Below are 25,165 nucleotides of genomic sequence, written 5' to 3'. Positions count from 1 at the left end.
CCAAGGAGACAATCATGAGCAAATCCTCGAAATTCGATCGTCGCGTCAGCCGTCGCACCATGCTGAAGGGCGCGGCCGGAGCGGTCGGCCTTGCGGCGGGTTCGGGCGCAATTACCGGATTTCCCTACGTCCATTCAGCCGATCCGAAGGTTCTGCGTTATCTCGGAACGGCGGTGAACGAAGGTGACGAGATCTCAAAGAAGTGTCTGGAAGATACCGGAATCAAGATCGAATACATCACGGCAACCACCGACGACGTGACCAAACGCGTGATCACCCAACCGAACTCGTTTGATGTGCTCGATACCGAATATTTCTCGCTGAGGAAGCTGGTGCCGTCGGGTAATATTTTTGCGCTGGACGCCAAGAAGATCAAGGAATTCGACAACATCACCCCGGTGTTCACCAAGGGTCAGCTGCCGAACGGCAAGAAGATCGGCGATCAGGGCACCGCGCCGTGGAAAGTGCTTTATCTTGAGGGTGCAAACTCCAAGACGTTCTCAAAAACGCCGACCGAATTCGTGACGCTGATCCCGACGGTCTACAATGCCGATACGCTCGGCATCCGGCCGGATCTGATCAAACGGCCAATTTCATCGTGGACCGAATTGCTCAATCCCGAATTCAAGGGCAAAGCCTCGATTCTCAACATTCCGTCGATCGGAATCATGGATGCCGCGATGGTGGTCGAAGCCAGCGGTCAGCACACCTATGCCGACAAGGGCAACATGACGAAGGCCGAGATTGATCTCACCATGAAGATCATGACGGAAGCCAAGAAGGCCGGCCAGTTCCGCGCGTTCTGGAAGGATTTCAACGAATCCGTCAACCTGATGGCCTCGGGTGAAACCGTCATCCAGTCGATGTGGTCACCTGCGGTCACCAAGGTGCGCTCGATGGGGATCGCCTGCACATTCCAGCCGCTCAAGGAAGGCTATCGCTCATGGGCGTCGGGGTTCTGCGTATCGAAGGCGGTTACGGGGCCAAAGCTCGACTGGGCCTATGAATTCGTGAACTGGTACTTGTCGGGTTGGGCCGGCGCCTATCTCAACCGCCAGGGTTACTATTCGGCTGTGCTGTCCACTGCGAAGGCCAACATGACGGCGGACGAGTGGGGCTACTGGATGGAAGGCAAGGTCGCCGTCAGCGACATCAAGGCACCCGACGGCACGATTCTCGAGAAGGCCGGCACCAGGCGCGACGGGGGATCCTACGAAGACCGTATGGGCGCGGTCGCCTGCTGGAACGCCGTTATGGACGAGAACGATTACATGGTGCGCAAGTGGAATGAATTCATCGCCGCCTGATGCAATCCAAAGGAGGACAAGGCGTTTGACAAGTCCTGCTGCGCCATCACCGCGATTCACCGTTCGATGATGCAAGACCGCAAGACCTTCGTTGCCTGGCTTCAGGCTGCACCGATGATGCTCGTTTTCTCGGTGTTCTTCCTCTTGCCGCTGCTTCTTGTGACGATTGTCAGCGCGTGGGACTACAACGAGTATGAAATGATCCCGGCCTTTAGCCTGCGTGGCTACAGCGACACGTTCGAGGGATGCATCGCCGATCTGCCCAACCTCTGCACCATCTTGAAGACCTATCTGAAGACGCTGAAACTGTGTCTGCTGACCTGGAGCCTGACCCTTCTGATCGGCTTCACCGTCGCCTATTTTCTCGCGTTCCACGTCCGGTCCAAAACCTGGCAGATCGTACTTACCTTGCTTTGCACCATCCCGTTCTGGACGTCGAATGTGATCCGCATGATCGCATGGATTCCGCTGCTTGGCCGGAACGGGTTGGTCAACAGGGGGCTCGAGGGCGTGGGATTGATCCGGCAACCGCTGGAGTGGCTCTTGTTCTCAGAGTTCTCCGTCGTACTTGCCCTCGTTCACCTCTTCACATTCTTCATGGTGGTGCCGATCTTCAACTCGATGATTCGCATCGACAAGCGTCTGATCGAAGCCGCCTATGACGCCGGAGCCACCGGATGGCAGACCCTGGTCAATGTCGTTATTCCGCTGGCAAAACCCGGAATCGTCATTGGGTCGATCTTCGTGATCACGATCGTAATGGGCGATTTTGTCACGATAGGCGTGATGGGCGGCCAACAGATTGCATCTGCAGGCAAGATCATCGAGACGCGCCTGAATGCGCTGCAATTCCCGGCCGCTGCGGCCAATGCGGTCATCCTGCTCGGCATCACGATCCTGATCATTTCGGCGCTGACCCGAATCGTCGATGTTCGCAAGGAGCTGTGAGATGAACGAGAAGCGATCGCGATCCTTCTATCTTCTCGCCGCATTCTTCACCGCTTACGTCCTGTTTTTATACGGCCCGATGTTCGCGATCTACATCCTGTCGTTTCAGGGGCCGGATGGCGGCCTGACATTCCCCATGAATGGGGTGTCCCTGGTGTGGTTCGGCAAGGTGTTCTCCGGCTCAGGCATCGTCGACATCGCCGCGGCTTTCAAGCGGTCGCTTCAGCTCGGCCTCGTCGTCATGGTGCTTACGGTCGTCCTCTCGGTTTCGGCAGGCCTGGCCTTCCGCAGATCGTTCCGCGGCGCGACCTTGCTATTCTACGTGGCCATTGCCAGCCTGATCATGCCATCGATTATTACCTCGCTCGGCATCGCCCTGGAATTCCGGCTGCTTGACGACTTCATCATCAAAAGCGGCGCCACGGATTGGACAACGGCAATGGGGCTTTTTACATCGGGCCTTGGTGCACATCTGACCTGGACCTTGCCTTTTGGTCTCCTGATCATGTTTGCGATCTTCAACAGGTTCGATAGCCGGCTTGAAGAAGCGGCACGCGACCTGGGCGCCACGCCGTGGCAGACATTTCGGCATGTTGTGCTGCCGATCATATTGCCATCGGTCGTCGGTATCGGCCTGTTTGGGTTCACCTTGTCCTGGGACGAACTCGCGCGCTCGAGCCAGACCATCGGCCCTGTCAATACACTGCCCCTTGACCTGCAGGGCCTGACGACCACCGTCACGAAGCCAGATATCTATGCGCTCGGAACATTGACGAGCGCCGTTTCCTTTCTCGTCATCTTTCTGGCGCTGGTTGTCATTCTTGTGCTTCAGGCCCGGCAGAGACGTCATGGATCGGACGCGGGCAAGGGACTGGTGTAAAATCCCTCACACGCATCCGGATCGTCGCACGGCACCGCCGCCTTGACCGGGAGAGAATGGCCGGGCCAGTGGCCATTGCAGCCGTGAGAGCCGAGATTGCCGTCATCACGATTTCGGGCAAGGAAGGCGCCGGCCGGCAATTCGTAGCCGCCGCGCAGATGTGACTGGCAAGGAGATCGTTCATGAGCGACGCGAACAACTCGAACCACCTGCTCGACGACGAGAGCTTTCTGCGGCACTCGTTCGCGGTTGCGCGCCGCGCGATCAGCCATGGCAATCATCCCTTCGGCGCCGTTCTCGTGAATCGCGAAGGCAGCGTCCTGCTTGAGGTCGAGAACGGCTTCATGCCGTCGCGCGACAGCACGGCCCACGCCGAGCGACTACTGGCGACCATGGCATGCACGACGCTGTCCGCGGAAGTGCTGGCGGCTGCGACGCTCTATTCATCCGCCGAGCCCTGCGCGATGTGCGCCGGCGCGATCTATTGGGCGGGCATCGGCCGCGTGGTCTACGGACTGAGCGAACACCGCTTGCGCGAACTGACAGGCAATCACCCCGAGAATCCGACGCTCGATCTGCCCTGCCGCAATGTGTTCGATAGCGGTCAACGGAAGACAATGGTGGTCGGCCCGTTGCTTGAAGACGAGGCCACGGTCGTGCACGAGGGTATCTGGGCGCGATAGTCGCGCGGTGACCCCTCAGCTGAATGCCTCTGCGCGCGGACGTGAAAGTGGCGCCGCGGTGTGTCGCGGCGCCACCAGGAGCCACCCGTGGAACGGATCGGGTGGATCAGAACTTCACGGAGATACCGGAGTAGAGCGATTCTTCGGTACAGGAATTGTTGCTGACGCCGGGCGAGACATTGCAGACGACGCTCTTGGCGTGATCGAGGCCGAACTTGTTCTGCCAATACCGGTAGGCCACCCAGACGTCCACGAAATGTGAATACTTCGGACCCCAGAGCGCCTTGCTCGCGTCAAAGGTCAGACGGATCGGTTCGGAGTTGAGCTCGACCGCCGTACTGATGTTGGTGACCGGATTGAACGCCATCGGTTCGTTCTCGGTGCCTTTCTTGCCGTACCAGCCGGCGCGACCACTGATCGAGAAATACTGCATGCTCTCGGGCAGGAAGCCGAGATCCATGTAGTAGTTTACTTCGACGGCCCAGGTCGGGTTGAACTTTGTATTGCCGTCGGTGAGGCAGGTCACCCCGGGCACGCCCGGGCCGAACAGCCCGCACTGGTCGAACGCGTTGTGATTGGAGAACTCGTAGTACATCAACGGCGACACGTTGATGTAACCCTTGTAGGGAAGGTTGAACTCGAACTGGAGACCGGCGACGACGTCCCGCTTGGCGGGCGCCAGGAAGTTGTTTTCCGTGTTGGCGTCCATGCCGACTTGGAACGAGATGTTGTTCAGCGGCCCCATGCTGAACGCTTTCGTGTTGAAGATCTGATTCCAGCCGAAGGTCGAGCGGAACAGGCCGTAGATCTCGGTCGCGCCGGCGCAGGTTGCTGGAGCTCCCGTGATGGTCACACCGACATTCGAGCACGGTGATGCCGGGTCGTTATGATCCGACTTGTACATCGAGATCGTGAAGAAGTTCTGGCCATAGGCCCAGATATCGAAGTGCGTGAACGAGTAGACCTGCTTGGCGGTCTTTCCGTTGATGCTGCCGTCAGGGCGGACGGAGAATACGCCCGGATCCGTGCCGGAGAAAATGTAGGAGTAGGTCACGCGGTCGTCGATGACCAGGAAGAATGGCAGATCAGCTGCCGGCTTGGGTGCCTTGACTGGCAGATCTGCGGCGCTTGCAAGGTTAGCGACCGGCATCAACCCCAATGATAGTGCCGCGGCCGACAAGGTTCGGCGGATGTTGAACATTGTGAAAGACCCCCAGGAGTGAACGCAACGAATTCGTGCTGATGCGGGAGCGTGGCGCAGCTTCGGGGCGAACGGGAAGCCCGAAGTTTCTCCACGCGCTGACGCGTGTTTGATCAGCAACCTCAGCGAGATCAGTTTGGTTGGGCCAGTCCTGTAGCGGTTGACGGCCGCAAAATTCGCTTCGACGGAATTCGGGATTTTTCAAATTATGCCCATCATTGCTCGACTTCCGCGACATTTGCGCACAGCGCGGGGACGTACCGCCGGGGCGCGGGAAATCGGCTGGAATCATGCAGCGACACGCTGCTCAACTTTGCGTCATCGTTGACCGCTCCACTTTCGAATTGGATCGACAGTCACATTTCTGCAACAACTTCCGCGGACGCCGAAGCGAGGCCGAGTGACAGCCGCCCCCCAAATTTACGGAACGATTCGATCCTGCCGAAGCCTTGAGCAAGCAATGGCGCTTTTTCCCTACTTACGCGTGCGTGAAAACTGGCCCACTATTGCGGCTCCTCTCTCCACGCATGCGATATCCCGGGATGCCAGACACGACATCTGCCGTGCAGCACACAGGTGCCACGCCGCTTCTGCAGACGGTCGGCTTGACCAAGCGCTACGGTTCGTTTCTCGCCAACGACAAGATCGATCTCGATATTCGGCCGCAAGAGATCCATGCGTTGCTCGGCGAGAACGGCGCCGGAAAATCCACCCTGGTCAAGACGATCTACGGCCTGATCCAGCCGAGCGAGGGCGAGATCCGCTGGCAGGGCAGGACGATCGTGCTGTCTGGGCCATCGGATGCGCGCGCACATGGAATCGGCATGGTGTTCCAGCATTTCTCGCTGTTCGACAATCTGACGGTCGCCGAGAATGTTGCGCTCGGCCTCGACGGCAAGGAGCCGTTCAAGGACATGTCGGCGCGTCTCGAGCAGGTGTCGCGTACATACGGACTTCCACTCGATCCGAAGCGGGAGGTCTGGCAGCTTTCGGTTGGCGAGCGGCAGCGTATCGAGATCGTGCGCGCGCTGATGCAGAATCCACAATTCCTGATCCTCGACGAGCCGACAGCCGTGCTGACACCTCAGGAGGCCGATCAGCTCTTCATCGTGCTCAATCGCCTCAAGGCCGAAGGCCGCGCGATTCTCTACATCAGCCACAAGCTGGACGAAGTGAAGCGGCTCTGCGACACCGCAACGATCCTGCGCGGCGGACGGAAGGTCGAGACCTGCAATCCCAGGGCTGAGACCGCGGCATCACTTGCGCGCATGATGGTCGGCGGCGAGATCATGGAAGTGAAGGCTGCGGCGAGCCGGCAGATCACCGTGCCTCGCCTGCTGGTCAACGATCTCAGCCTCACACCCGACGATCCACACGGCGTACGGCTCGAGCACATCTCGTTCGAGCTCCGGGGTGGTGAAATTCTAGGCATCGCGGGTGTCGCCGGTAACGGGCAGGACGAACTGTTCGCAGCCCTTTCCGGCGAGCGGCTGGCGAAAGACCCGGGCACGATCGTGATCGACGGACACGCGGCGGGGCACCTGTCGATCACCAAGCGCCGCAAGCTGGGTGCGGCCTTCATCCCGGAGGAAAGGCTCGGCCACGGCACGGCGCCGCGCATGCGGCTCTCGGAAAACGCCCTCCTGACCGGCCACGCCATCGGCAATATGGTGCTTCATGGCTTCGTGAACACGGCCGCAACCCTGAAGACCGTCGACCGCACGACCGAGACTTTCGACGTGCGCAAAGCCAAGCGCGACCCGGAGGCGGCGAGCCTGTCGGGCGGCAACCTGCAGAAATTCATCGTCGGCCGCGAAATCCTCCGCGATCCCGTCGTGCTGATCGTGAACCAGCCGACCTGGGGCGTCGACGCGGGTGCGGCCGCCGTGATCCGGCAGGCCCTGCTCGATCTTGCCGCAGGCGGCGCCGCGGTGCTGGTGACGAGCCAGGACCTCGACGAACTTGCCGAAATCACCGACCGCATCGCCGTGATGTTCCATGGCCGGCTGTCGGCCCCCGTGCCAACCGCCGAAGCCAGCCGCGAGACACTCGGCCTGCTGATGGGCGGCAGCAGCATCGAAGCTCCGGAGGCACCTCATGCAACTCGTGCTTGAGAAGCGCGCCGAGCGCTCGGCCACGATCGCGCTCATCTCGCCGCTGATCGCAATCGGACTCACGATCGCCACCTTGTGCATCGTGTTCACATTGCTCGGCAAGAATCCGATTGCCGCGCTCGCCGTCTACTTCATCGATCCTCTGACCGACGGCTACTCCCTGCAGGAAATCGCGGTCAAAGCGACGCCGCTGGTCATGATCGCGATCGGCCTGTCGTTGTGCTATCTCGCCAACGCCTGGAATATCGGTGCCGAAGGCCAATTCCTGATCGGCGCGGTGGCCGGGAGTTGGCTCGCGGTGAAGAGCCAGGGCACCGATGCCGGCCACTGGGTGCTGCCGGCGATGCTCGTGCTCGGCGCGGCCGCGGGCGCGCTCTACGCACTGATTCCGGCGATCTGCAAGGTGCGGTTCGGCGCCAGCGAGATCCTGACCTCGCTGATGCTGGTCTATGTCGCCGACCTCCTGCTGGACTATCTCGTGCGCGGTCCCTGGCGTGATCCGCAAGGCTTCAACTTTCCGACCACGGCTGAGTTCGATCCGGTGGCGACCGTGCCGACGCTGATCGAAGGCGGCCGGCTGCATCTTGGCTCGATCATCGCACTGTTCGTGGTGGCCGCCGGCGCGGTGCTGCTCGGCAGGACCATCAAAGGCTTCGAGATCCGGGTCGTCGGCGCCGCGCCGCGGGCAGCGCGGTTCGGCGGGTTCAACGCCAATCAGTTGGTGCTGCTGACCTTTGCAATCTCCGGCGCGCTGGCCGGGCTCGCCGGCATCATCGAGGTGGCCGGCCCGGTCGGCCATCTGCAGCCCGGCATTTCGCCAGGTTATGGCTTCACTGCGATCATCGTCGCCTTCCTCGGGCGACTGAACCCGATTGGAATATTAATTGCAGGACTGTTCCTCGCATTGACCTTTATCGGCGGCGAGCAGGCCCAGATCGCGATGAAAATCCCGTTGGACGTCACCAAGGTGTTCCAGGGCATCCTGCTGTTCTACGTGCTCGCCTGCGATTCCCTGATCCTCTACCGCTTTCGGCTTATTTCGTCATCGCCAAAGGTGCAAAGTGGGGCTCATTGAGGCCATCATCCTGTCGGTGCTGGCGGCTTCCACGCCGCTGTTGCTCGCAGCCACCGGCGAACTCGTGACCGAGCGCTCAGGCGTGCTCAACCTCGGCGTCGAAGGCATGATGATCGTCGGCGCCGCCTGCGGCTTCGGCGGCGCGTGGCTCTCCGGTTCGATCGTCGTCGGCGCGCTCTGCGGCATGGTCGCCGGCACCCTGATGTCGCTGATCTTTGCGCTGATGGCGCTCGGGCTCGCGGTCAACCAGGTCGCGACCGGCCTCGCGCTGACCATCCTCGGAATCGGATTGTCCGGCCTGATCGGCGCCGGCTTCGTCGGCGAACGCATCACGCCGGCGCCGCATCTCCGCATTCCGGACCTCAGCGACATTCCGCTGGCGGGGCGCATCCTGTTTGGAGAGGACGGATTTGTCTATCTCTCGATCGCCCTGGTGGTCGGCGTCTGGTGGTTCCTGTATCGGACGCGGGCCGGGCTGATCTTGCGCGCCTGCGGCGACAACCACGTCTCCGCCCATGCGTTGGGATATCCGGTGCTCCGGATCCGGCTCTATGCGGTGATGTTCGGCGGTGCCTGCGCCGGGCTCGCCGGCGCCTATCTGCCGCTCGCCTACACGCCCTTCTTCATTCCCGGCATGACGGCGGGCCGCGGCTGGATCGCACTGGCGCTGACCGTTTTCGCGAGCTGGCGGCCGGCCCGGCTGGTCGTCGGAGCTTACCTGTTCGGCGCCGTCACCATTCTTCAGCTCCACGCGCAAGGCGCCGGCATCGGAATTCCATCTCAGTTCATGTCGTCGCTGCCCTATCTCGCGACCATCATCGTTCTGGTTCTGCTCTCGCGCGCGCGCACCGGCGGCTCGACGGCGCCCGCTGCGCTCGGAACCGTATTCGTGCCGGACCGCTAGCTTGATGTCGGTACGTGCCGCGATGGGGCGCCCACGTTCCGTACTATGGTTTCCCCGTTTGGAGATTGAGATGAAGAGAACATTGTTTGCGGCGGCAGCGATTCTCCTGGCCGGATGCATCAACAGCGGCGCCTGGGCCGCCGACAAGCTGAAGGTTGGCTTTATCTATCTCGGACCGGTCGGCGACCTCGGCTGGACCTATCAGCACGAACTGGCGCGCCAGGCTCTTGTGAAGGAACTTGGCGACAAGATCGAAACGACATTCCTCGAGAACGTGCCGGAAGGACCGGACGCCGAACGCGCGATCGAACAGCTCGTGCGCGCCGGCAACAAACTGATCTTCACCACATCCTTCGGCTACATGGATCCGACGCTGAAGGTTGCGAAGAAATATCCCAATGTGCACTTCGAACATTGCTCGGGATACAAGCGTGACAAGAACATGTCGACCTATTCGGCGCGCTGGTACCAGGGCCGCTACATCCAGGGTCAGATCGCGGCCAAGATGTCGAGGGCCGGCGTGCTCGGCTACATCGGCTCCTTCCCGATTCCGGAGGTCGTGTCAGGCATCAACGCGACGATGCTGGGCGCCCAGACCATCAACCCGAACATCAAGGTCAAGATCATCTGGGTGAACTCATGGTTCGATCCCGGCAAGGAAGCCGACGCCGCCAAGGCCCTGCTCGACCAGGGCGCAGATATGATCATGCAGCACACCGACAGCCCGGCTGCAATGCAGGTGTCAAGCGAACGCGGCAAGCTCGCATTCGGCCAGGACTCTGAAATGATCAAGTTTGGTCCCAAGGCGCAGCTGACCTCGATCCTCGACACCTGGGCGCCCTACTACATTGAGCGCGTCAAGGCCGAGCTCGCCGGCACCTGGAAATCCGAAGACACTTGGGGCGGCCTCGAAAGCAAGATGTTCGAGATGGCTCCCTACACCAACATGCCCGACGACGTGAAGAAGATGGCGGAGGACACTCAGGCCGCTATCGCCTCCGGCAAGCTGCATCCATTCAAGTGCCCCGTCGTCACGCAGGACGGTAAGGACGTCGAATGCAAGGGCGGCGATCACCTCGAGGACACTCAGATCCTGGGCATGAATTTCTACGTCAAAGGGATCGACGACAAGCTCCCCGGGAAATAGACCCGATCACGACCAGGCTCGGGCTCGGGTGATCCGGCCCGAGTCTCCTTGCGCGCTATCCCGCGTGCATCGCATTCGCAGCTGCGCTGTGACGTCGGATGAGGTCCGGGACATCGAGCCCGGGAATGGCTCCGTCGATCACGACCCATCTCCCTCCGACCATGACCCGATCTGCACGATGTGCGCCGCAAAGCACCAACGCGGCAAGTGGGTCGCCAGAGCCGGAGAAGCGCAGCTCATCAAGCTTGAACAGCGCAAGATCAGCCGCCTTGCCGACGGCGATCTCGCCCAGTTCCGGGCGGCCGACGCAGGCGGCCGAGCCCCTGGTCGCCCATCGCAACGCATCCTTGTGGCTGACCTTCGTTACGCCGTAACGGGCACGCTGCAGCAGGAACGCGGCGCGGACTTCCTGCATCAGGTTGGATCCGTCGTTCGACGCCGAGCCGTCGACACCGAGCCCGATCACCACGCCAGCCTCCTCCATCTCGCAGACCGGACAGCAACCGGACGCCAGGATCTGGTTGCTGCAGGCGCAATGGCTGATGGTCGTTCCGGCCCGGGCCAGCCGCTTCATCTCCTGTGCATCGAAGAAGACGCCGTGAGCCAGCCAGGTCCGGGCATTCAGCCATCCGCACTGCTCGAGGTAATCGAGCGGGCGGCAGCCATACATCTGCTGACAAAACCTGCTCTCGTCTTCGGTCTCGGCAAGATGCGTGTGCAGCCGGACATCGAGCCTATCGGCGAGATCGGCAGTTGCGCGCATCAACGACGTCGTCACCGAAAATGGCGAACACGGCGCCAGGGCGATCTGCACCATCGCGTCCAGGCCGCGCTCATGATGCTTCGATACCAGCCGTGCGCTGTCGGCAAGGATCGCATCCTCGTCTTGCACCACACTGTCTGGCGGCAATCCACCGTCACGCTGCGAGAGGTTCATCGAACCGCGCGTGAGCAGCACCCGGACACCCAGCCGTCTTGCCACTGCAACCTCGATGTCGATCGCCTCCTCGAGGCCCGCCGGAAACACGTAGTGGTGATCGGTGGTCGTGGTACAACCAGACAGCAGCAACTCGGACATCGCGACGCTGACGCCGAGTTCGAGCGATTGCGGGGTCAGTCGCGCCCACACCGGATACAGCGCCCGCAGCCAGGGAAACAGCTCGCGATCCATCGCAGCCGGCAGCGCCCGCGTCAGCGTCTGATAGAAATGATGGTGGGTATTGATCAGCCCGGGCAGCACGACATGAGCGCTCGCATCGTAGACCGCAACATTCGCCGTCGTCGGCTGATGCCCGGCGCCCACGCACTCGACGATCTTGCCGCCATGGACCACAACGCCGCGTTCGGCTCCGTTGGCCAGAATCGACAGGGGATCCTTGATCCAGATTGCCTGCATTTGATTCATCATTTCGTCTCCCGAGCCGGCGAACGCCATTCCTGACCTGCAAGGACCGTCCCACGTCCCGCGAGACTTGGCGTTGCTCTTGCAGGACTTCATAGTCAATGATGCAACTGGTTGAAAGCGCTGGCGTATCCATGGACCTGAACACCATTACCGAGGTCGTCCGTCCGCTGTCGCGGGCGCAATTGCCCGTTTGGGCGGCAGGCGATGCCTGGCTCGCGGGCGGGACCTGGCTGTTCTCGGAGCCCCAGGTGCATCTGATCCGCCTGATCGATCTCGTTGAGCTGAATTGGCCGGCCCTCACGATTGATGACACGCATCTGAGCATTGCGGCGACCTGTACGGTCGCGCAGCTCGATGCCTTGGCCTGCCCGCCGGACTGGATGGCCGCGCCGCTGATCAACCAGTGCTGCCGTGCTTTTCTCGCTTCGTTCAAGATCTGGAAGACCGCGACCGTCGGCGGCAACATCTGCATGTCGCTCCCGGCGGGACCGATGATTTCACTGACCTCGGCGCTCGATGGCGTGTGCACGATCTGGCCAGCCCGCGGCGGCGAGCGAACCATCCCGGTCATGGACTTCGTGACCGGCGATCATGCAAACGTGCTGGCCCCCGGTGACCTGCTGCGGCAAATCGATATCCCGATCGCTGCCCTGAAGCGGCGCTCGGCATTCCGCCAGATTTCGCTGACGCCGGTCGGCCGCTCAGCCGCGCTGCTGATCGGCAGCGTCGACAACAACGGCAGCTTCACACTGACCGTCACCGCCTCGACGGTGCGGCCGGTGCAATTGTCGTTTCCTGCCATGCCTCGTGCCGACCAACTCCGCGACACGATCCAGCGGCGCATTGCGGAAGGCCTCTACCACGCCGACGTCCACGGCAGGCCGCTGTGGCGCAAGCACATGACGTTGCGGCTTGCCGAGGAGATCCGCGACGAATTGCAGGCGCACCCATGACGTTCGAGATCAACGGCAAGACGTTCTCGACCCACCCGCGTGCCGGACAATGCCTGCGCACGTTCCTGCGCGAGCTCGGCCATTTCGGCGTCAAGAAGGGCTGCGATGCCGGCGACTGCGGCGCCTGCACGGTGCTGCTCGACGGCGAGCCGGTCCATAGCTGCCTGATCCCGGCATTCCGCGCCGACGGCCATGCGATAACCACCATCGAGGGCTTTGCCGGCATCACCGGCACGCATCCGCTGCAGCAGGCGTTTCTCGATGCGCAGGGATTTCAGTGCGGCTTCTGCACTGCCGGCATGATCCTGACCTGTGCCTCGCTGAACCAGGCACAACGGCAGGACCTGGACGCGGCGTTGAAGGGCAATATCTGCCGCTGTACCGGCTACCGTTCGATCCAGGACGCGCTCGACGGCAAGACCAACATAGAGGATGCCACGGCCGGCACGGCCTTTGGCCGCAGCCTGCCCGCCCCCGCGGGCCCCCTGATCGTGCGCGGTGCAGCGCCCTACACCTTCGACACGACGATCGACGGCCTGCTGCACATCAAGCTCCTGCGTTCTCCTCATGCCCACGCGAGAATAGTCGCGATCGACAAGACGGATGCGCTGAAGGCCGCCGGCGTCCACGCGGTGCTGACGCATGAGGACGCGCCTGATTGCCTGTTCTCGACCGCGCGCCACGAGCGCGACTGGATGGATCCCGATGACACCAGGGTGCTCGACACGACCGTCCGCTTCATCGGTCAGAAGGTCGCAGCTGTCGTGGCGGACAGCGAAGCCGCCGCGGAAAATGCCTGCCGGCTGATCAAGGTCGCGTATGAGATACTTCCCGCCGTGTTCGATCCGACCGAATCTATCGCCGCAGGCGCTCCGGCCATTCATGCCGACAAGACGACCGCGCATCGCGTCGCCAATGCCGCGCGCAACATTGTCGCCGAAACGCATGGCGAATTTGGCGACGTCACACGCGGATTCGCCGAGGCGGCTGTCACCTATGAGGGTACCTTCACGACCCGGCGCGTCCAGCACGCCGCACTGGAGACCCATGGCGGGCTGGCATGGCTTGACGCCTCGGGCGTGCTCAACGTCCGTTCCAGCACGCAGGTCCCATTCCTGACCCGCCGCGCGTTGGCCAGCCTTTTCAAGCTGCCGACCGACAAGGTCCGGGTATTCTGCGAGCGTGTCGGCGGCGGCTTCGGCGGCAAGCAGGAGATGCTCGTCGAGGACATCCTGGCGCTCGCTGCGCTCCGCACGGGGCGGCCGGTCAAGCTCGAATTCACACGCGAAGAGCAATTCACGGCGACCTCGACGCGGCATCCAATGCAGGTGACAGTCAAGGCGGGGGCAGACAAGGACGGCAATCTGACAGCCCTGCAGCTCGACGTGCTCTCGAACACGGGTGCCTATGGCAATCACGCAGGCCCCGTGCTCTTCCACGCGGTCAGCGAATGTATCAGCGTCTACAACTGCCCGAACAAGAAGGTTGATGCGATTGCCTGCTACACGAACACGCTGCCGGCCGGCGCCTTCCGCGGCTATGGTCTGCCGCAGACGCTGATCGCCGTCGAGGCGGCCATCGACGAACTCGCCAAACAGCTCGGCATCTCGCCGTTCGATATGCGCCGTCGCAATGTGGTCAGGCCAGGCGACCCGATGCTCTCGCCACCCGGCTCCGAATATCACGACGTGACGTACGGCTCCTACGGCCTCGACCAGTGTCTCGACCTGGTTGAGCGCGCGATGTCAGCGGAAACCCCGACACCGCAGCTCTCCGCCGACTGGCTGGTCGGCGACGGCATCGCGCTGACCATGATCGATACCGTACCACCCGCCGGCCACATCGCGGATTGCAGGATTAGGCTCTGCGACGACGGGCATTTCGAGCTGACCGTCGGCACCGCGGAATTCGGTAACGGCACCAGCACGGTGCATCGCCAGATCGCGGCCACCGTGCTCGCCACATCAGTCGATCGTATCCGCCTGAGACAATCCGACACCGCGCATGGCGGCCACGACACCGGCGCCTATGGCAGCGCGGGGATTTTCGTGGCCGGAAGCGCGACTCAGGCCGCGGCCGAGAATCTGGCGGGCGACCTGAAGGCGCTGGCCTGCCGTCTGGCTGGAGGTGATCCTGGCACCTGCGTGCTGGAGGCAGAACACGCTGTCTGCGGCAGGCAGCAACTGTCCTATGTCGAGCTTGCGCGCTCGGCGCGCGGCAGCGGCCAGGTCCTGCAAGCCAGCGGTACGTCGGAGGGAACGCCGCGGTCGGTCGCATTCAACGTGCAGGGGTTTCGCGTCGCAGTGAACAAGGGCACCGGCGCGCTGAAGATCCTGAGGAGCGTGCAGGCCGCCGATGCCGGCCGTATCGCCAACCCGATGCAGTGCCGCGGTCAGGTCGAGGGCGGCGTGGCGCAATCGCTGGGCGCGGCACTCTACGAGGAGTTGGTGATCGACAGCGGCGGCCGCGTGATCAATCCAAGTTTCCGGGACTATCACTTGCCATCTTTCGCAGACGTGCCGCGCACCGACGTCTATTTTGCCGACACATCCGACAGCGTCGGCCCGATGGGAGCGAAATCGATGAGCGAGAGCCCCTACAACCCCGTCGCCGCCGCGCTCGGCAACGCCATCGCCAACGCCACCGGCATCCGCTTTACCGACGTTCCCTTCAAGCCTGACCGGCTGTTTCCGGAACTGCTGAAGAAATTCGGCTAATGTCTCGGGCAGCCCCTATCTCCGCCCCACCGTACACTCGATCTGGCCATGCGGCTCGTCGGTGGGGAGGAACACGTCGTTGTTGTTGTCCAGTCCGAAAGGCGAAAGATTCATCGGGATGAAGTGCATGTTCGGGCAAGCCATGCTGATCTCGGATATCTCGGGTACTGCTGCGAGTGCCGCCTCTCCCATGCGGTATAGACTGTCCTGCACGCTCTTGCTGTAGGTTGTCGAAAAGACCTTCAGCAAGATATCGAGGATATGTGAATTCACTGCCGGATAGCTTTCGGGCTTTGCGGACCATGCCCACGACGCGACCATGCTGGTCGCGCAGATGCGATCTGCGGTCTCCGGGATCGTGGTGTAGCGATCCTTGACATAGTTCTCCCAGCCCGACTGGGTCGACTTCATGAATGCGAACCCATCGATACCCGAAGCCAGCGCCGGCCCGCCGGTGCGCGTCATCGTGACTTCAACCGTCGGACGACCGTTGGCGTCGAGCACGAAACTGTGCGGGTGTGGCTTGCCGTCAAAACTCAGGCGGGTCCATCTGGTCTCGTGCGAAGTAATCGCGACGGATGAAATCTGCTGATAGGTGTCGAGATATTTTCTCGCCAACACCTGGCAGAACTCCTCGGCACAAAGGCCGGTGTTTTCGCGCGCCACGATGTTGACGATGTTCTTGATGGTGTCGGTCGAGACCGTCATCCTGTTGTCGGCGTGGGTAAAGGTGGGAGCGAAATCGCCTTCGAGCATCGCCCTGATGCTCAATTGACTGACCTCCTGCCGCTCTCCGTCACGGTGAATCCGCATCACGCGGACCCGGCCCTTGCCATATCGGTTCTTGATCAGCGACACGTCAAAGTCTCCAGCAATGGCACCAGGCCGGCAACGCCCGCCGCCTCTCGCAGCCAGTATCGAGCAACGTTCGTGCCATCGGCAAGCCCATGCCACGCACTCTGGACGGATAAAGAATGCCGATCACCGGATTGAGCTGCTCCGCAGCTCGGCTATCGCTGCCGGAATCTTCACCATGCTTGCCGAACCTTTCAGCAACCGTCCACCGCTTCCGCACCCTGGGCCGCTTCGGTGGAATCAAGGCGGGGGTCCGGATTCCGGTTGACGCGTTTTCTTTTTACCAACCCAAGCTCACTTCGCTCGAAACACTAGCTGCCACGATAGGTCGCGTAGCTCCATGGCGTCACGAGCAGCGGCACATGGAGATGCCCTTCGGGTTCGCTGACGGAAAAGCGCAGGGGTATCCTGTCAAGGAACGGTGGATCAGACAACGGCACGCCGCGCCGGGCGAAATAGTCGCCGACGCTGAACAGCAGCTCGTATGTCCCGGCCGGAACGGGACGGCCGCCAATCAAGGGCTGGTCCGTCCGGCCGTCGGCGTTGGTCAAGGTGCGCGTCACCAGGCGGCTCGTGCCCAGCCCTGCGAGTTCGATCAGTTCGACCGCAATCCCGGCAGCGGGCTTGCCGCTGTGGGTATCGAGCACGTGGGTCGAGAGACGCCCGTGAACGGCCAGCCGGTCGTCAACCATCACGATCTGGTCGAGCCTCAGGGCCGCGATGCGACAGATCTCCTCCACCGAGGTCTGCATTTCGACCGCGATGTCATTCGGCAGGCGTCGCTCGAAATCACGTAGAATGGAGTCCTTGGTGTGGCGGCGCACGCAGACGATGTAAGGAAATCCGAACTTGGCGCGGTAGGCATTGTTGACGCGCTGAAACGCATCGTATTCCGCACCCGACAGCCGATCGAGCCCGGCGCTATTTTGCTCGGCGAAGGAATCATCGGTGAGACCCGCTGCACGCTGCGTCTTGTCAGCGAGGTCGGGATGCATCTTGATCAGTGCCAGTCGCAATTCGGACGGTGCCTGCTCGACCGCCGCCTTCATCGCCATGAACAATTGAGCGATACCGGCATACGGCCGCTTCATCGCAACCTGTTCGGCAACCCACGGCGAATGTTCGAAGACATTGGCGAGGGCCGCGACAAAGTCGTCTCGGCTCGCATTGTTGAGATCGATCAACGTCGCCATGAATTCGTCCGCTGGTCCATTCGATGGATGGCTCTTCGACATGCGGCGCGCCGGACGGTCATTCCGCGCGATGCGCCGCACGCTGCAATGCACTAGTCCCCCGGTTTCCGCCGGTCGTAGGACAAACCGAATAATCCGGTCCGCTGCGTTTCCGGTTCGGGCGGCGGCGCAGCTTCCTTGGACTCGGCCGCTGGCGCTGCAGCGACCGGCACGTCCTGGCATTTCATCGAATAGACCAGCTCGCCTTTCGCAGTCCGGCCGATCGGCGCGCAAATGTCTGCTGGTACGGTCGCAGCTTTCGGAACGGCTTTGGGCGCCGGCCGCGTCTCGGCCGCCGCCGGCGAAGCGGCCAACAGCATGACTAACAAGATTTTCGTCTTCATCGGCTGTGTGTTCTCGGATGGTGTGTGCGCGCGTGATTGGAGCCCGCCAACGATAGACCCTGCCAAAAATTTAGTCGCGCCCAATTATTTTGCGCACCGCTTCGTGATCGCCGCCGGGCTAAGCAACGCTGCCGCAAGCACTATTTGCGGAAAACCAGGCCGAGCGATTCCTCCGGCCAGGAGCCCAAGGGAGAACCCAATGAAGAAAAACACTCGCGTTGTTTGCGCCGTTACAGCCGGTCTGCTGCTCGGATCGACCTTGCAAAGCGCCATGGCCTCAGAGCGCCACCACAAGCCACAGGCTGCACCGGTTCAGCAATCGCAGTCCCGTCCGACCGACGCCTATGCGGCTTGGCAGCAACCCAGGGTAAACAGCCCCGTTTCCTCTTATTACACCGGCGGCTATTCGGCTCCGGCCGGACACTAGACTAATTCCAGACTCTGGCGCGCCCAGACAACTTCGGCCTGATGCCTGCCCGTCCGGCCGAAGTCGCGCCCGCAACGGCTCGCTGCGCGAACCGATCCTCGCCGGCGCTATCTGCCGGCTGACCAGACCGCCGACGGCGAGCAGCGCCAGCAGGTACGGCAGCATGATCAGCAAGGCATTCGGAATGCCGATGCCGAACGCCGACAGCTGGAATTGCAGCGCGGTGGCTGCGCCGAACAGGGAGCATGCCATGATGCGCGACCGCATCGCGAACCCAACTCCCGATGCCTGGCCGTTATCGCGACCCCACCCCGACGCGCTTGCATAAATGGCCGCACGATTGAATATTCGTTGCACTGTTTGCAATGATCAGGACCATGCTGATGAGCGCCAAGCTGGAGCCGCGTCGACTGCACTATTTCATGGAGGTGCTCAATAGCGGCTCCGTGCGCGGCGCCGCCGGTGCGCTTGGCATGGATGCCTCGGCGGTCAGCCGGGCACTCGGCCTGCTCGAGAAGGAGTATGGCGCGCGCCTGCTCGAACGGCGAGGCCGCGGCGTTGCGCCGACTGACGCGGGCCAGCTGCTGGCCACCTACCTGCACCGCCAGCTGGGTGAACGACAGGCGCTGCTCGCGCAGATGGACAGCATCCGCAAGGTCGAGTCGGGTCATATCGATCTGGTGACGGGCGAAGGTTATGTCGACTGGCTGGCCAGGAGCTGCCTGTGCCGCTTCATGCAAACCCACCCGAAGATCACGATCAGCCTCGACATCGGGAGCACCGACGAGATCGTGCAGCAAGTCGTCGGAGAACGTGCACATATCGGTGTCCTGTTCAATCCGCCTCGCGACGATCGACTGCGCTCGCATCATTCGCAGCCGCATCCGATCAGGGCCGTGGTGCCGTGCGGGCATCCGCTGACCCAGCTCGGTCGGCCGCTCAAGCTCGCCGACCTCGCGCCCTACCCGGGCGCCGCAATGCATCCGAATTTCGGCTTGCGGCAGCATGTCCAGGCCGCCGAGATCAGCGAAGGCGTCCGCCTCAATTTCGCGTTTACGACTGCCTCGTTCGATGCGCTCGCCCATTACGTGACTGCCGGACTTGGCTATGCGCTGGCATCGCGCCTTGCGATGACGGAGGCCGATGCCGCCAAGGTGGTGGCGCTGCCGATGAAGAACGCGCTGCTGCATCGTGGCCGCACCCACGTGGTCTCGCGTCACGGGCGTACGTTGCCGCCCGCCGCGATGCAGCTGCTGCGGATGATGGTCGGCGAGATGCGATCACCGGGAAGCCGTGCGCGGTAGACTGAGGCAGGCCGCGCCTTCGCGACCTCAATCGCGACGCGTCGTTGCCGGAAACCAGATCGCGACCTGCGGAGGCGGTCGAAACGGCTTCCAGCTGCCCGTCGGCTGGGCGAGGCGATCGGCAATCACCCACAGCGCCGGCGCGTGAAAGCCAAGCCCTATATGCGTCGTGTTCACTTCGACGTTTTCGCGCTCCCCACCCTCCTGCTCCAGGCAGGCGCGCCACGCCACCACACCATCGGTGCGGGTATAGATCGATGTTGTCGGCACGGGAATCGGTTGCGCGAGGCGACTGATCCGCTCGGCGGTCGGCGGCTCATATTTCTGGCCGGTCAGAAGCCGCCAGATCGCGCGGACATTGCTCGCACCCGGAGCCGCGAACGGACTGCCGAGCGTGATGACCATCCGCACCGCCGCGGGGATCTGCCGCGCAACCTCGCGCGCAATGATGCCGCCGCGGCTCCAGCCGACCAGACTGACCTTCGAGCCGCCCTGCTTTTCGAGTTCGATGACCCGAGCCGCTACGGCGGAGAGGTCCGCGTCCGGCGCGCGCACATTGCGGCCGCGGCCCCATCCATGAACGTGATAACCGAGGAACTCGAGGAATGAGCGTATCGCCAATGTCGACCGATCATCGGCGCCCAACCCGGGCAGAACCATGACCGGATGCCGCTGCCCGCGCGGCGCAGTCGCCAGAAGCGGCGCCGCCACGGCAAGAAGCGCCGGGATATCGAGAATGCCGCGCCCTTCCGCGGCAAGCAGCGCGAGCGAGGGTGGTTCGACGGTCTGCTCGTCACGTCCCATGAGTAACGTCCCTTGTTGATGGTCAAGAACAGCCCTGCAACCGTGCATCGCCCGGCGAGCACGAGACGTCAGTTCGGCGGTGCGGCCTTTCCGAATACCCCGCCGATGGCACGCAACAGCCAACTCGGCTGATACTTGATCCATTGGACCGCCAGTTCGTTGGCAAGTCCTGCGACATGTACCGGCTTTCCCGCCATGCAGGCGCGGTAGCCCTCCTGCGCGACGGTCTTCGCATCCATGATCATCATGCTCGGCATGTTGCCGAGATTGGTGCCATGGACCATTCCGGTGTCCGTCACTCCAGGACACAACGTCGTCAGCGTAATCTTGCTGCCGCTCAACTCCTGGGACAATGCCTCGCCGAACGACAGCACATAGGCCTTTGACGCGGCATAGACCGCAAGGTTTGGCACCGGCATGAACGCCGCGACTGACGCAACGTTCAGGATCCGTCCACTGTTGCGCTCGAGCATCGGGGCGAGGAAGAGACGAGTCAATGCCGTCATGGCTACGACATTGACCTGCAGCAGCCGCAACTGGTCATCGAGGCCGATTGCGGCGACGCGTCCTTCGAGCAAAAGGCCGGCATTGTTCGCAAGCAGGTCGACCCGCACGCCGGCGTCCTCCAGCGAATCGAACACCGCCTGCGGCGCCGCCGGCTCGCTCAGATCGGCGGCAACGATGGTCACCTTGGTGCCATGATCGGCCTTGAGCTCGCGGGCGAGCTCCTGCAGCTTGTCGCGGCTGCGCGCGAGCAGCACGAGGCTGAAGCGATTGGCCGCGAGCACGCGCGCGAGCTCGAGCCCAATGCCGCCCGATGCGCCGGTCACCAGCGCGCATTGGCCTTCATCTCCGCTCACCGACATGAGGCGCCTCCCTTCGCTGCCAGAACGGTTCTGCGCAATCCACGAACGGCGCGCGCAACAAGCCGACCCCGCGCCAGCCGACGTTCGTCGCGCTGCGCCAGCCCGGCAGGCGTGCCGGCGCACTTCCGGTCGGCAGCATATGTGCGGGAGAACCGTTCGATCGCCCGCAGCAGCGCCTGGGCCTGCTCGAATTGATCGGCCGTTTCCTTCACCTCGCCAAGCGACCTGCGCAACGGCTCCAGCACCTCGATCCGGTCGACATGGCCCGACAGTCGGGCCTGCGGATCGCGGCTTTGCGTGGCCGGCATCACGTCACCGAACGATCTTGGCCGATCGCCCTGACGACGTCGAGGGCGACGGCCTCGACTGGCTGCAGCCCGTCGACGGTTCTGAGGATGTTCCGCGATCGATAGTAGTCGACCAGCGGCGCGGTCTGCTCGTTGTAGGCGTCGATGCGCAGCTTGAGCGTTTTGTGATTGTCGTCGGCGCGCACCGCGCCGCCCTGCTCTCGCGCCTCGCGGGCCCGCGCCTCGATCCGGTCCAGCAACGCCGTCTCGTCGGCCTGGAGCTCAACGACGTGGTCGATCGCAAGACCTTCGGTATCGAGCAGATCGTCGAATCTGACCGCCTGTGCCATCGTCCGCGGGAAACCGTCGAGCACAAAGCCACGCTCGGCATCCGCTTGCGAGATGCGTTCGATCACCGCGGCGATCACGAGCTGATCCGGAACGAGCCCGCCACTCACCATGATATCCTTGACCTTCCGTCCGATGCCGGTGTCCGCGTCGACCGCAGCACGCAGCATGTCGCCTGTCGAAAGGTGCGGTATGTCGTACTCCTCGACCAGGCGCCTCGCCTGCGTTCCCTTGCCCGCACCGGGCGGCCCCAGCAGAACGATCCTCATCGCATGTGTCCCGATATTCGCTTGATCACCGGCAGCTTTCCGACGGAGCGTCGAGCGACCCGGCTCCGTACGAACCAGGCCGCTCGAATTGTCGTCACGCCATCGCGAGCCGCGCACTGGGAGCAGTGCCGCATCGACAGCAGCAACAGCAATCCCGACAACACGTAGAGCGCCATCACGAAGTACATGCTGTAGATGTTGTCGCCGGTGCCTCGCACGATCAGTCCATTGATCGAAGGGCTGATCGCCGGGCCGAGGTTGCCGAGACTGCTGATCAGCGCAAGCCCTCCGGCGGCGGCGCCGGTGGAAAGATATTCGCTGGTCAGCGCGAAGAACAGCGGCGTCGCCGACGCAATTCCGATCACCGCAAAGGACAGCGCAAGGATTGATCCGACGAGGTTGCCTTGCAGCATCGTCGTGCTGAACAGGCCGAAAGCGGCGATCGCGACGCAGGCGGCGTAGTGCCAGCGACGCTCGTGCCACTTGTCGGAGTGTCGGCCGATCAGGATCATGCCAATGACGCCGGCGGCATTCGGGATCGCAGCATAGACGCCGACAAGGAACAGATCCTTGACACCCCAACTCTGGATCAGGGTCGGCATCCAGAACACCATCGTATAGGTCGCGCCGAGCAGGAGCAGATAGACGAACGACAGCACATAGACCTTGGGGTCCTTCAGCATCTGCCCGAACGTTCCCGAGGGTTCGCTCGCGATGTCTTTCTCATCGCGCCGGAAGGCGTCTTCGAGCAAGGCTTTCTCGTCCTTCGAGAGCCACGCGGCCCGCTCGGGCTTGTCCTCGAGCAAGGCGTAAACCAGGATGCCAAGAATCAGCGCCGGCAGGCCCTGGACGAGGAACAGCCACTGCCAGCCATGAAGGCCGCCGGCACCGTCGAGGTATTTCAGGATCGAGCCACACAGCGGGCCGGCGATCACAGACACGATCGTCGTCGCCGACATGAAGGTGGCGATCACCTGTCCCCGCCGCGCCGACGGATACCAATAGGTGAAGTACAGGATCACGCCGGGAAAGAAGCCGGCCTCGAATACACCGAGCAGGAACCGGACGAGATAGAACTGGAACGGCGTCGACACGAACATCATGGCGGCTGCCGCGAGCCCCCATAGCACCATGATGCGCAGCAGGGTCTTGCGCGCGCCGATCCGCTCCAGGAGCAGGTTGCTCGGCACCTCGAACAGAAAATATCCGACGAAAAAGATGCCTGCGCCGAGACCGTAGACCGCATCGTCGAACGGCAGCGTCTGCTTCATCTGCAGCTGTGCGTAGCCGATATTGATGCGGTCGAGATAGGCGATCATATAGGCGATCAACAAAAGCGGGATCAGGCGCCAATCGATCTTCGAGAACAGGGATTTGTGCGCCGGGCTTTCCAATACCGGCAGAGATCCCTTTGCGGCGGGTGGGTGCATCCTGGTGTCCTCCAAATGTTCTTTTGATTCCGACGCCGAGCGGGGGACCGCGGTGGCGTCCCCGCTCCGGCGATGTGAAGCGTCGAGGGCCCGGGCGCCTAGCTGGCCCGGCTCGCCTTGTCGTTTGCGGCAGCCGGCGGCACCTCGTCTGCCTGGATGACCGTCACCGACGCCGCGACCGCCGATGCCGCCTTCGATTGAGCCGCAGCCTGCGTTGTCAACTCGACGATCTCGGCCTCGACCGGCGGCAGGGCTTCGATCGCGCGCAAGGCCGCCCGGAGATGCTCGATCATCTCGTAGGACTCGTCCTGCGTGAGTACACGCCGGCATGCGGTCAGACCGAATTCGAGCAGGCCCGCATAGCTGTGCACCGTGATGTTCAGCGCGCTGCCGTGATAGGGAATCGAGACCGGGAAGTAATGCACCATCCGTGCGCCGGCCATGTAGAGATGCTGCCCCGGTCCCGGTACATTGGAGATCAGCACGTTGCCCGCTGCCGGCATGCGGCTGGCGAGGTTGGAGCGCCCAAGCAGTGAGGCGAGCCCAGTCATCAGCCACGGCGAACCTGTGATCGGCACATCGACACCGAGCACCGGCTTGAGTTCGCGCACAACCGCCTTGGCCGCTTCGGATGATGCGTGGATCGCCTTGAAGCGGGTCGGCAGATCATCGATATCGGTCGCCAGGTCGACGCGTACCGCGGAGACCTGGTTGTTCATCGCCTTGTCGCCTTCGGCACGCAGGCTAACCGGCACCATCGCGATCAGGGCCTCCTTAGGCAGCAGGCCACGCTCGGCGAGGAAGCGTTGCAGCGCGATGCTGCACATCGCCATAACGATGGTATTGACGGTGCCGCCGACACGCTTGCCCAGGACCTTGATGTCGGCAAGCGGCAACGACATCGTACTGTAGGAGCGCTGATTGGTGATGGAGTCGTTGAACACCGTCTTCGGGGCCAACCCAAGGCTGAGCGAGCGCTCCCCCTTTTGCGACCGCTGGCTGGCCACCACGCTCGCGGCCGTGCCGAGCGCCTTGGCCGCCGTCGGCAGGAGCTCCGCGAGCTTGCGATATTGCTGGGCCGCGTTGTTGGCCGCCGCCTGCAATAGCTCGGTCACGCCGAGCTGGTATTGCACGGCGGCGTGCTTGCGCCGTGGCGGCGGCACCTCGCGCATCTTGGGCGAGACATCATAGAGCACCTTGGCGAGTTCGACACCGGCCTTGCCGTCGACGCCGCTGTGATGCGCCTTGGTGTAGAACGCGACCTGGCCGTTCTCGAGGCCATCGATGACATACATCTCCCACAGCGGACGGCTGCGGTCGAGCAGCGAAGCGTGCAGCCGCGCAACGAGTTGCTCGAGCTGCGCCATGGTGCCTGGCCGCCGCAAGGTGACGGTCCGCACATGATAATCGAGTTCGATATCATCGTCCTCGATCCAGACCGGTTCCGCGAGCTGGAAGGGCATCTGCGCCAGTTTGCGGTTCAGCAATGCCGAGAGATGGAGACGCTTGCCGAGCATCTCCTTGACATCCTCGTAGTAATCGCCGTGATGGCCCTCTGGGAGATCGAAGATCATGAGGCTGCCGACATGCATCGGCGTCTCCGGGGTTTCGAGATGCAGGAACGATGCATCCATGCTGCTGAGTTGATCCATTCTTCCCTCCCAT

Annotated in this window: 23 protein-coding genes; 11 read left to right on the top strand and 12 right to left on the bottom strand. The window is 62.7% G+C overall.

The window, feature by feature from the left end:
• The first annotated feature begins 14 nt into the window (after positions 1-14).
• From HU230_RS35465 to HU230_RS35450, 4 genes are all read left to right on the top strand, one after another.
• Complete coding sequence (locus HU230_RS35465) at positions 15-1,307, top strand: ABC transporter substrate-binding protein (protein ID WP_176534207.1); 1,293 nt, start codon at positions 15-17, stop codon at positions 1,305-1,307.
• A 66-nt stretch (positions 1,308-1,373) separates the two neighbouring features.
• Positions 1,374-2,255, top strand: a complete 882-nt coding sequence (locus HU230_RS35460; protein ID WP_092122254.1) for an ABC transporter permease — start codon at positions 1,374-1,376, stop codon at positions 2,253-2,255.
• Between the two features lies 1 nt (position 2,256).
• A complete protein-coding gene (locus HU230_RS35455; RefSeq protein ID WP_092122251.1) occupies positions 2,257-3,135 on the top strand; it encodes an ABC transporter permease in 879 nt (292 codons plus the stop codon).
• A 182-nt stretch (positions 3,136-3,317) separates the two neighbouring features.
• Positions 3,318-3,818 carry a nucleoside deaminase gene (locus tag HU230_RS35450; RefSeq protein ID WP_176534208.1) on the top strand — a complete coding sequence of 167 codons (501 nt, stop codon included), beginning with the start codon at positions 3,318-3,320 and terminating at the stop codon, positions 3,816-3,818.
• Positions 3,819-3,924: 106 nt separating this feature from the next.
• Here HU230_RS35450 and HU230_RS35445 read toward each other — a convergent pair whose 3' ends face one another.
• Positions 3,925-4,968, bottom strand: a complete 1,044-nt coding sequence (locus HU230_RS35445; protein WP_224943905.1) for a hypothetical protein — start codon at positions 4,966-4,968, stop codon at positions 3,925-3,927.
• A 593-nt stretch (positions 4,969-5,561) separates the two neighbouring features.
• On the opposite strand from HU230_RS35445, the gene HU230_RS35440 reads away from it, so the two are divergent.
• The 4 genes from HU230_RS35440 to HU230_RS35425 all read left to right on the top strand — a co-directional run bounded on the left by HU230_RS35440 (position 5,562) and on the right by HU230_RS35425 (position 10,259).
• Entirely contained in the window at positions 5,562-7,133 is a 1,572-nt protein-coding gene (locus HU230_RS35440; protein WP_176534210.1) for an ABC transporter ATP-binding protein, read from the top strand.
• Positions 7,117-8,208 carry an ABC transporter permease gene (locus HU230_RS35435; RefSeq protein WP_176534211.1) on the top strand — a complete coding sequence of 364 codons (1,092 nt, stop codon included), beginning with the start codon at positions 7,117-7,119 and terminating at the stop codon, positions 8,206-8,208. Before HU230_RS35440 ends, HU230_RS35435 begins: the two co-directional genes overlap by 17 nt.
• Positions 8,195-9,112 (top strand): ABC transporter permease, encoded by a 918-nt coding sequence (locus HU230_RS35430; RefSeq protein ID WP_176534212.1) that lies wholly within the window; start codon positions 8,195-8,197, stop codon positions 9,110-9,112. Before HU230_RS35435 ends, HU230_RS35430 begins: the two co-directional genes overlap by 14 nt.
• A gap of 70 nt (positions 9,113-9,182) precedes the next feature.
• Positions 9,183-10,259 (top strand): BMP family ABC transporter substrate-binding protein, encoded by a 1,077-nt coding sequence (locus tag HU230_RS35425; RefSeq protein ID WP_176534213.1) that lies wholly within the window; start codon positions 9,183-9,185, stop codon positions 10,257-10,259.
• Positions 10,260-10,314: 55 nt separating this feature from the next.
• Here HU230_RS35425 and HU230_RS35420 read toward each other — a convergent pair whose 3' ends face one another.
• Complete coding sequence (locus HU230_RS35420; RefSeq protein ID WP_176534214.1) at positions 10,315-11,664, bottom strand: 8-oxoguanine deaminase; 1,350 nt, start codon at positions 11,662-11,664, stop codon at positions 10,315-10,317.
• Positions 11,665-11,795: 131 nt separating this feature from the next.
• Here HU230_RS35420 and HU230_RS35415 point away from each other — a divergent pair, with 131 nt between their 5' ends.
• Together HU230_RS35415 and HU230_RS35410 are read left to right on the top strand one after the other, a co-directional pair.
• On the top strand, positions 11,796-12,617 hold the full coding sequence (locus HU230_RS35415; RefSeq protein WP_176534215.1) for an FAD binding domain-containing protein: 822 nt from the start codon (positions 11,796-11,798) through the stop codon (positions 12,615-12,617).
• On the top strand, positions 12,614-15,334 hold the full coding sequence (locus HU230_RS35410) for a molybdopterin-dependent oxidoreductase (protein WP_176534216.1): 2,721 nt from the start codon (positions 12,614-12,616) through the stop codon (positions 15,332-15,334). The genes HU230_RS35415 and HU230_RS35410 overlap by 4 nt, the downstream gene beginning before the upstream one ends.
• Before the next feature lie 15 nt (positions 15,335-15,349).
• Here the strand turns inward: HU230_RS35410 and pucL are convergent, their stop codons facing one another.
• From pucL to HU230_RS35390, 4 genes are all read right to left on the bottom strand, one after another.
• Positions 15,350-16,192 (bottom strand): factor-independent urate hydroxylase, encoded by an 843-nt coding sequence (gene pucL / locus HU230_RS35405; RefSeq protein ID WP_176534217.1) that lies wholly within the window; start codon positions 16,190-16,192, stop codon positions 15,350-15,352.
• A gap of 308 nt (positions 16,193-16,500) precedes the next feature.
• Positions 16,501-17,382 (bottom strand): 2-oxo-4-hydroxy-4-carboxy-5-ureidoimidazoline decarboxylase, encoded by an 882-nt coding sequence (gene uraD, locus HU230_RS35400; protein WP_176534218.1) that lies wholly within the window; start codon positions 17,380-17,382, stop codon positions 16,501-16,503.
• A gap of 92 nt (positions 17,383-17,474) precedes the next feature.
• Positions 17,475-17,765, bottom strand: coding sequence for a hypothetical protein (locus HU230_RS35395; RefSeq protein WP_176534219.1), 291 nt, complete (start codon positions 17,763-17,765; stop codon positions 17,475-17,477).
• 277 nt (positions 17,766-18,042) lie between these two features.
• Positions 18,043-18,459, bottom strand: a complete 417-nt coding sequence (locus HU230_RS35390; protein WP_224924714.1) for a hypothetical protein — start codon at positions 18,457-18,459, stop codon at positions 18,043-18,045.
• 116 nt (positions 18,460-18,575) lie between these two features.
• Between HU230_RS35390 and HU230_RS35385 the strand changes: the two genes are divergently transcribed.
• On the top strand, positions 18,576-19,496 hold the full coding sequence (locus HU230_RS35385; RefSeq protein ID WP_176534220.1) for a LysR family transcriptional regulator: 921 nt from the start codon (positions 18,576-18,578) through the stop codon (positions 19,494-19,496).
• Positions 19,497-19,523: 27 nt separating this feature from the next.
• Here the strand turns inward: HU230_RS35385 and HU230_RS35380 are convergent, their stop codons facing one another.
• The 6 genes from HU230_RS35380 to HU230_RS35355 form a co-directional block, all read right to left on the bottom strand.
• Positions 19,524-20,423, bottom strand: coding sequence for an esterase/lipase family protein (locus HU230_RS35380; RefSeq protein ID WP_224943904.1), 900 nt, complete (start codon positions 20,421-20,423; stop codon positions 19,524-19,526).
• A complete protein-coding gene (locus HU230_RS35375) occupies positions 20,369-21,166 on the bottom strand; it encodes an SDR family NAD(P)-dependent oxidoreductase (RefSeq protein WP_176534221.1) in 798 nt (265 codons plus the stop codon). The genes HU230_RS35380 and HU230_RS35375 overlap by 55 nt, the downstream gene beginning before the upstream one ends.
• A complete protein-coding gene (locus HU230_RS35370; RefSeq protein ID WP_176534222.1) occupies positions 21,157-21,474 on the bottom strand; it encodes a hypothetical protein in 318 nt (105 codons plus the stop codon). The genes HU230_RS35375 and HU230_RS35370 overlap by 10 nt, the downstream gene beginning before the upstream one ends.
• Complete coding sequence (locus HU230_RS35365; RefSeq protein ID WP_176534223.1) at positions 21,474-22,070, bottom strand: adenylate kinase; 597 nt, start codon at positions 22,068-22,070, stop codon at positions 21,474-21,476. Before HU230_RS35365 ends, HU230_RS35370 begins: the two co-directional genes overlap by 1 nt.
• Positions 22,067-23,500: an MFS transporter gene (locus tag HU230_RS35360; protein WP_176534224.1), complete on the bottom strand. Its 1,434-nt coding sequence runs from the start codon at positions 23,498-23,500 to the stop codon at positions 22,067-22,069. The genes HU230_RS35365 and HU230_RS35360 overlap by 4 nt, the downstream gene beginning before the upstream one ends.
• 98 nt (positions 23,501-23,598) lie before the next feature.
• Positions 23,599-25,152 carry a WS/DGAT/MGAT family O-acyltransferase gene (locus HU230_RS35355; protein ID WP_176534225.1) on the bottom strand — a complete coding sequence of 518 codons (1,554 nt, stop codon included), beginning with the start codon at positions 25,150-25,152 and terminating at the stop codon, positions 23,599-23,601.
• Positions 25,153-25,165: the final 13 nt, after the last annotated feature.

The sequence above is a fragment of the Bradyrhizobium quebecense genome (assembly GCF_013373795.3).
GTDB classification, from domain to species: domain Bacteria; phylum Pseudomonadota; class Alphaproteobacteria; order Rhizobiales; family Xanthobacteraceae; genus Bradyrhizobium; species Bradyrhizobium quebecense.
The sequence above is the reverse complement of the archived record's forward strand: the minus strand, read 5'-3'. Positions and strand labels throughout refer to the sequence as shown.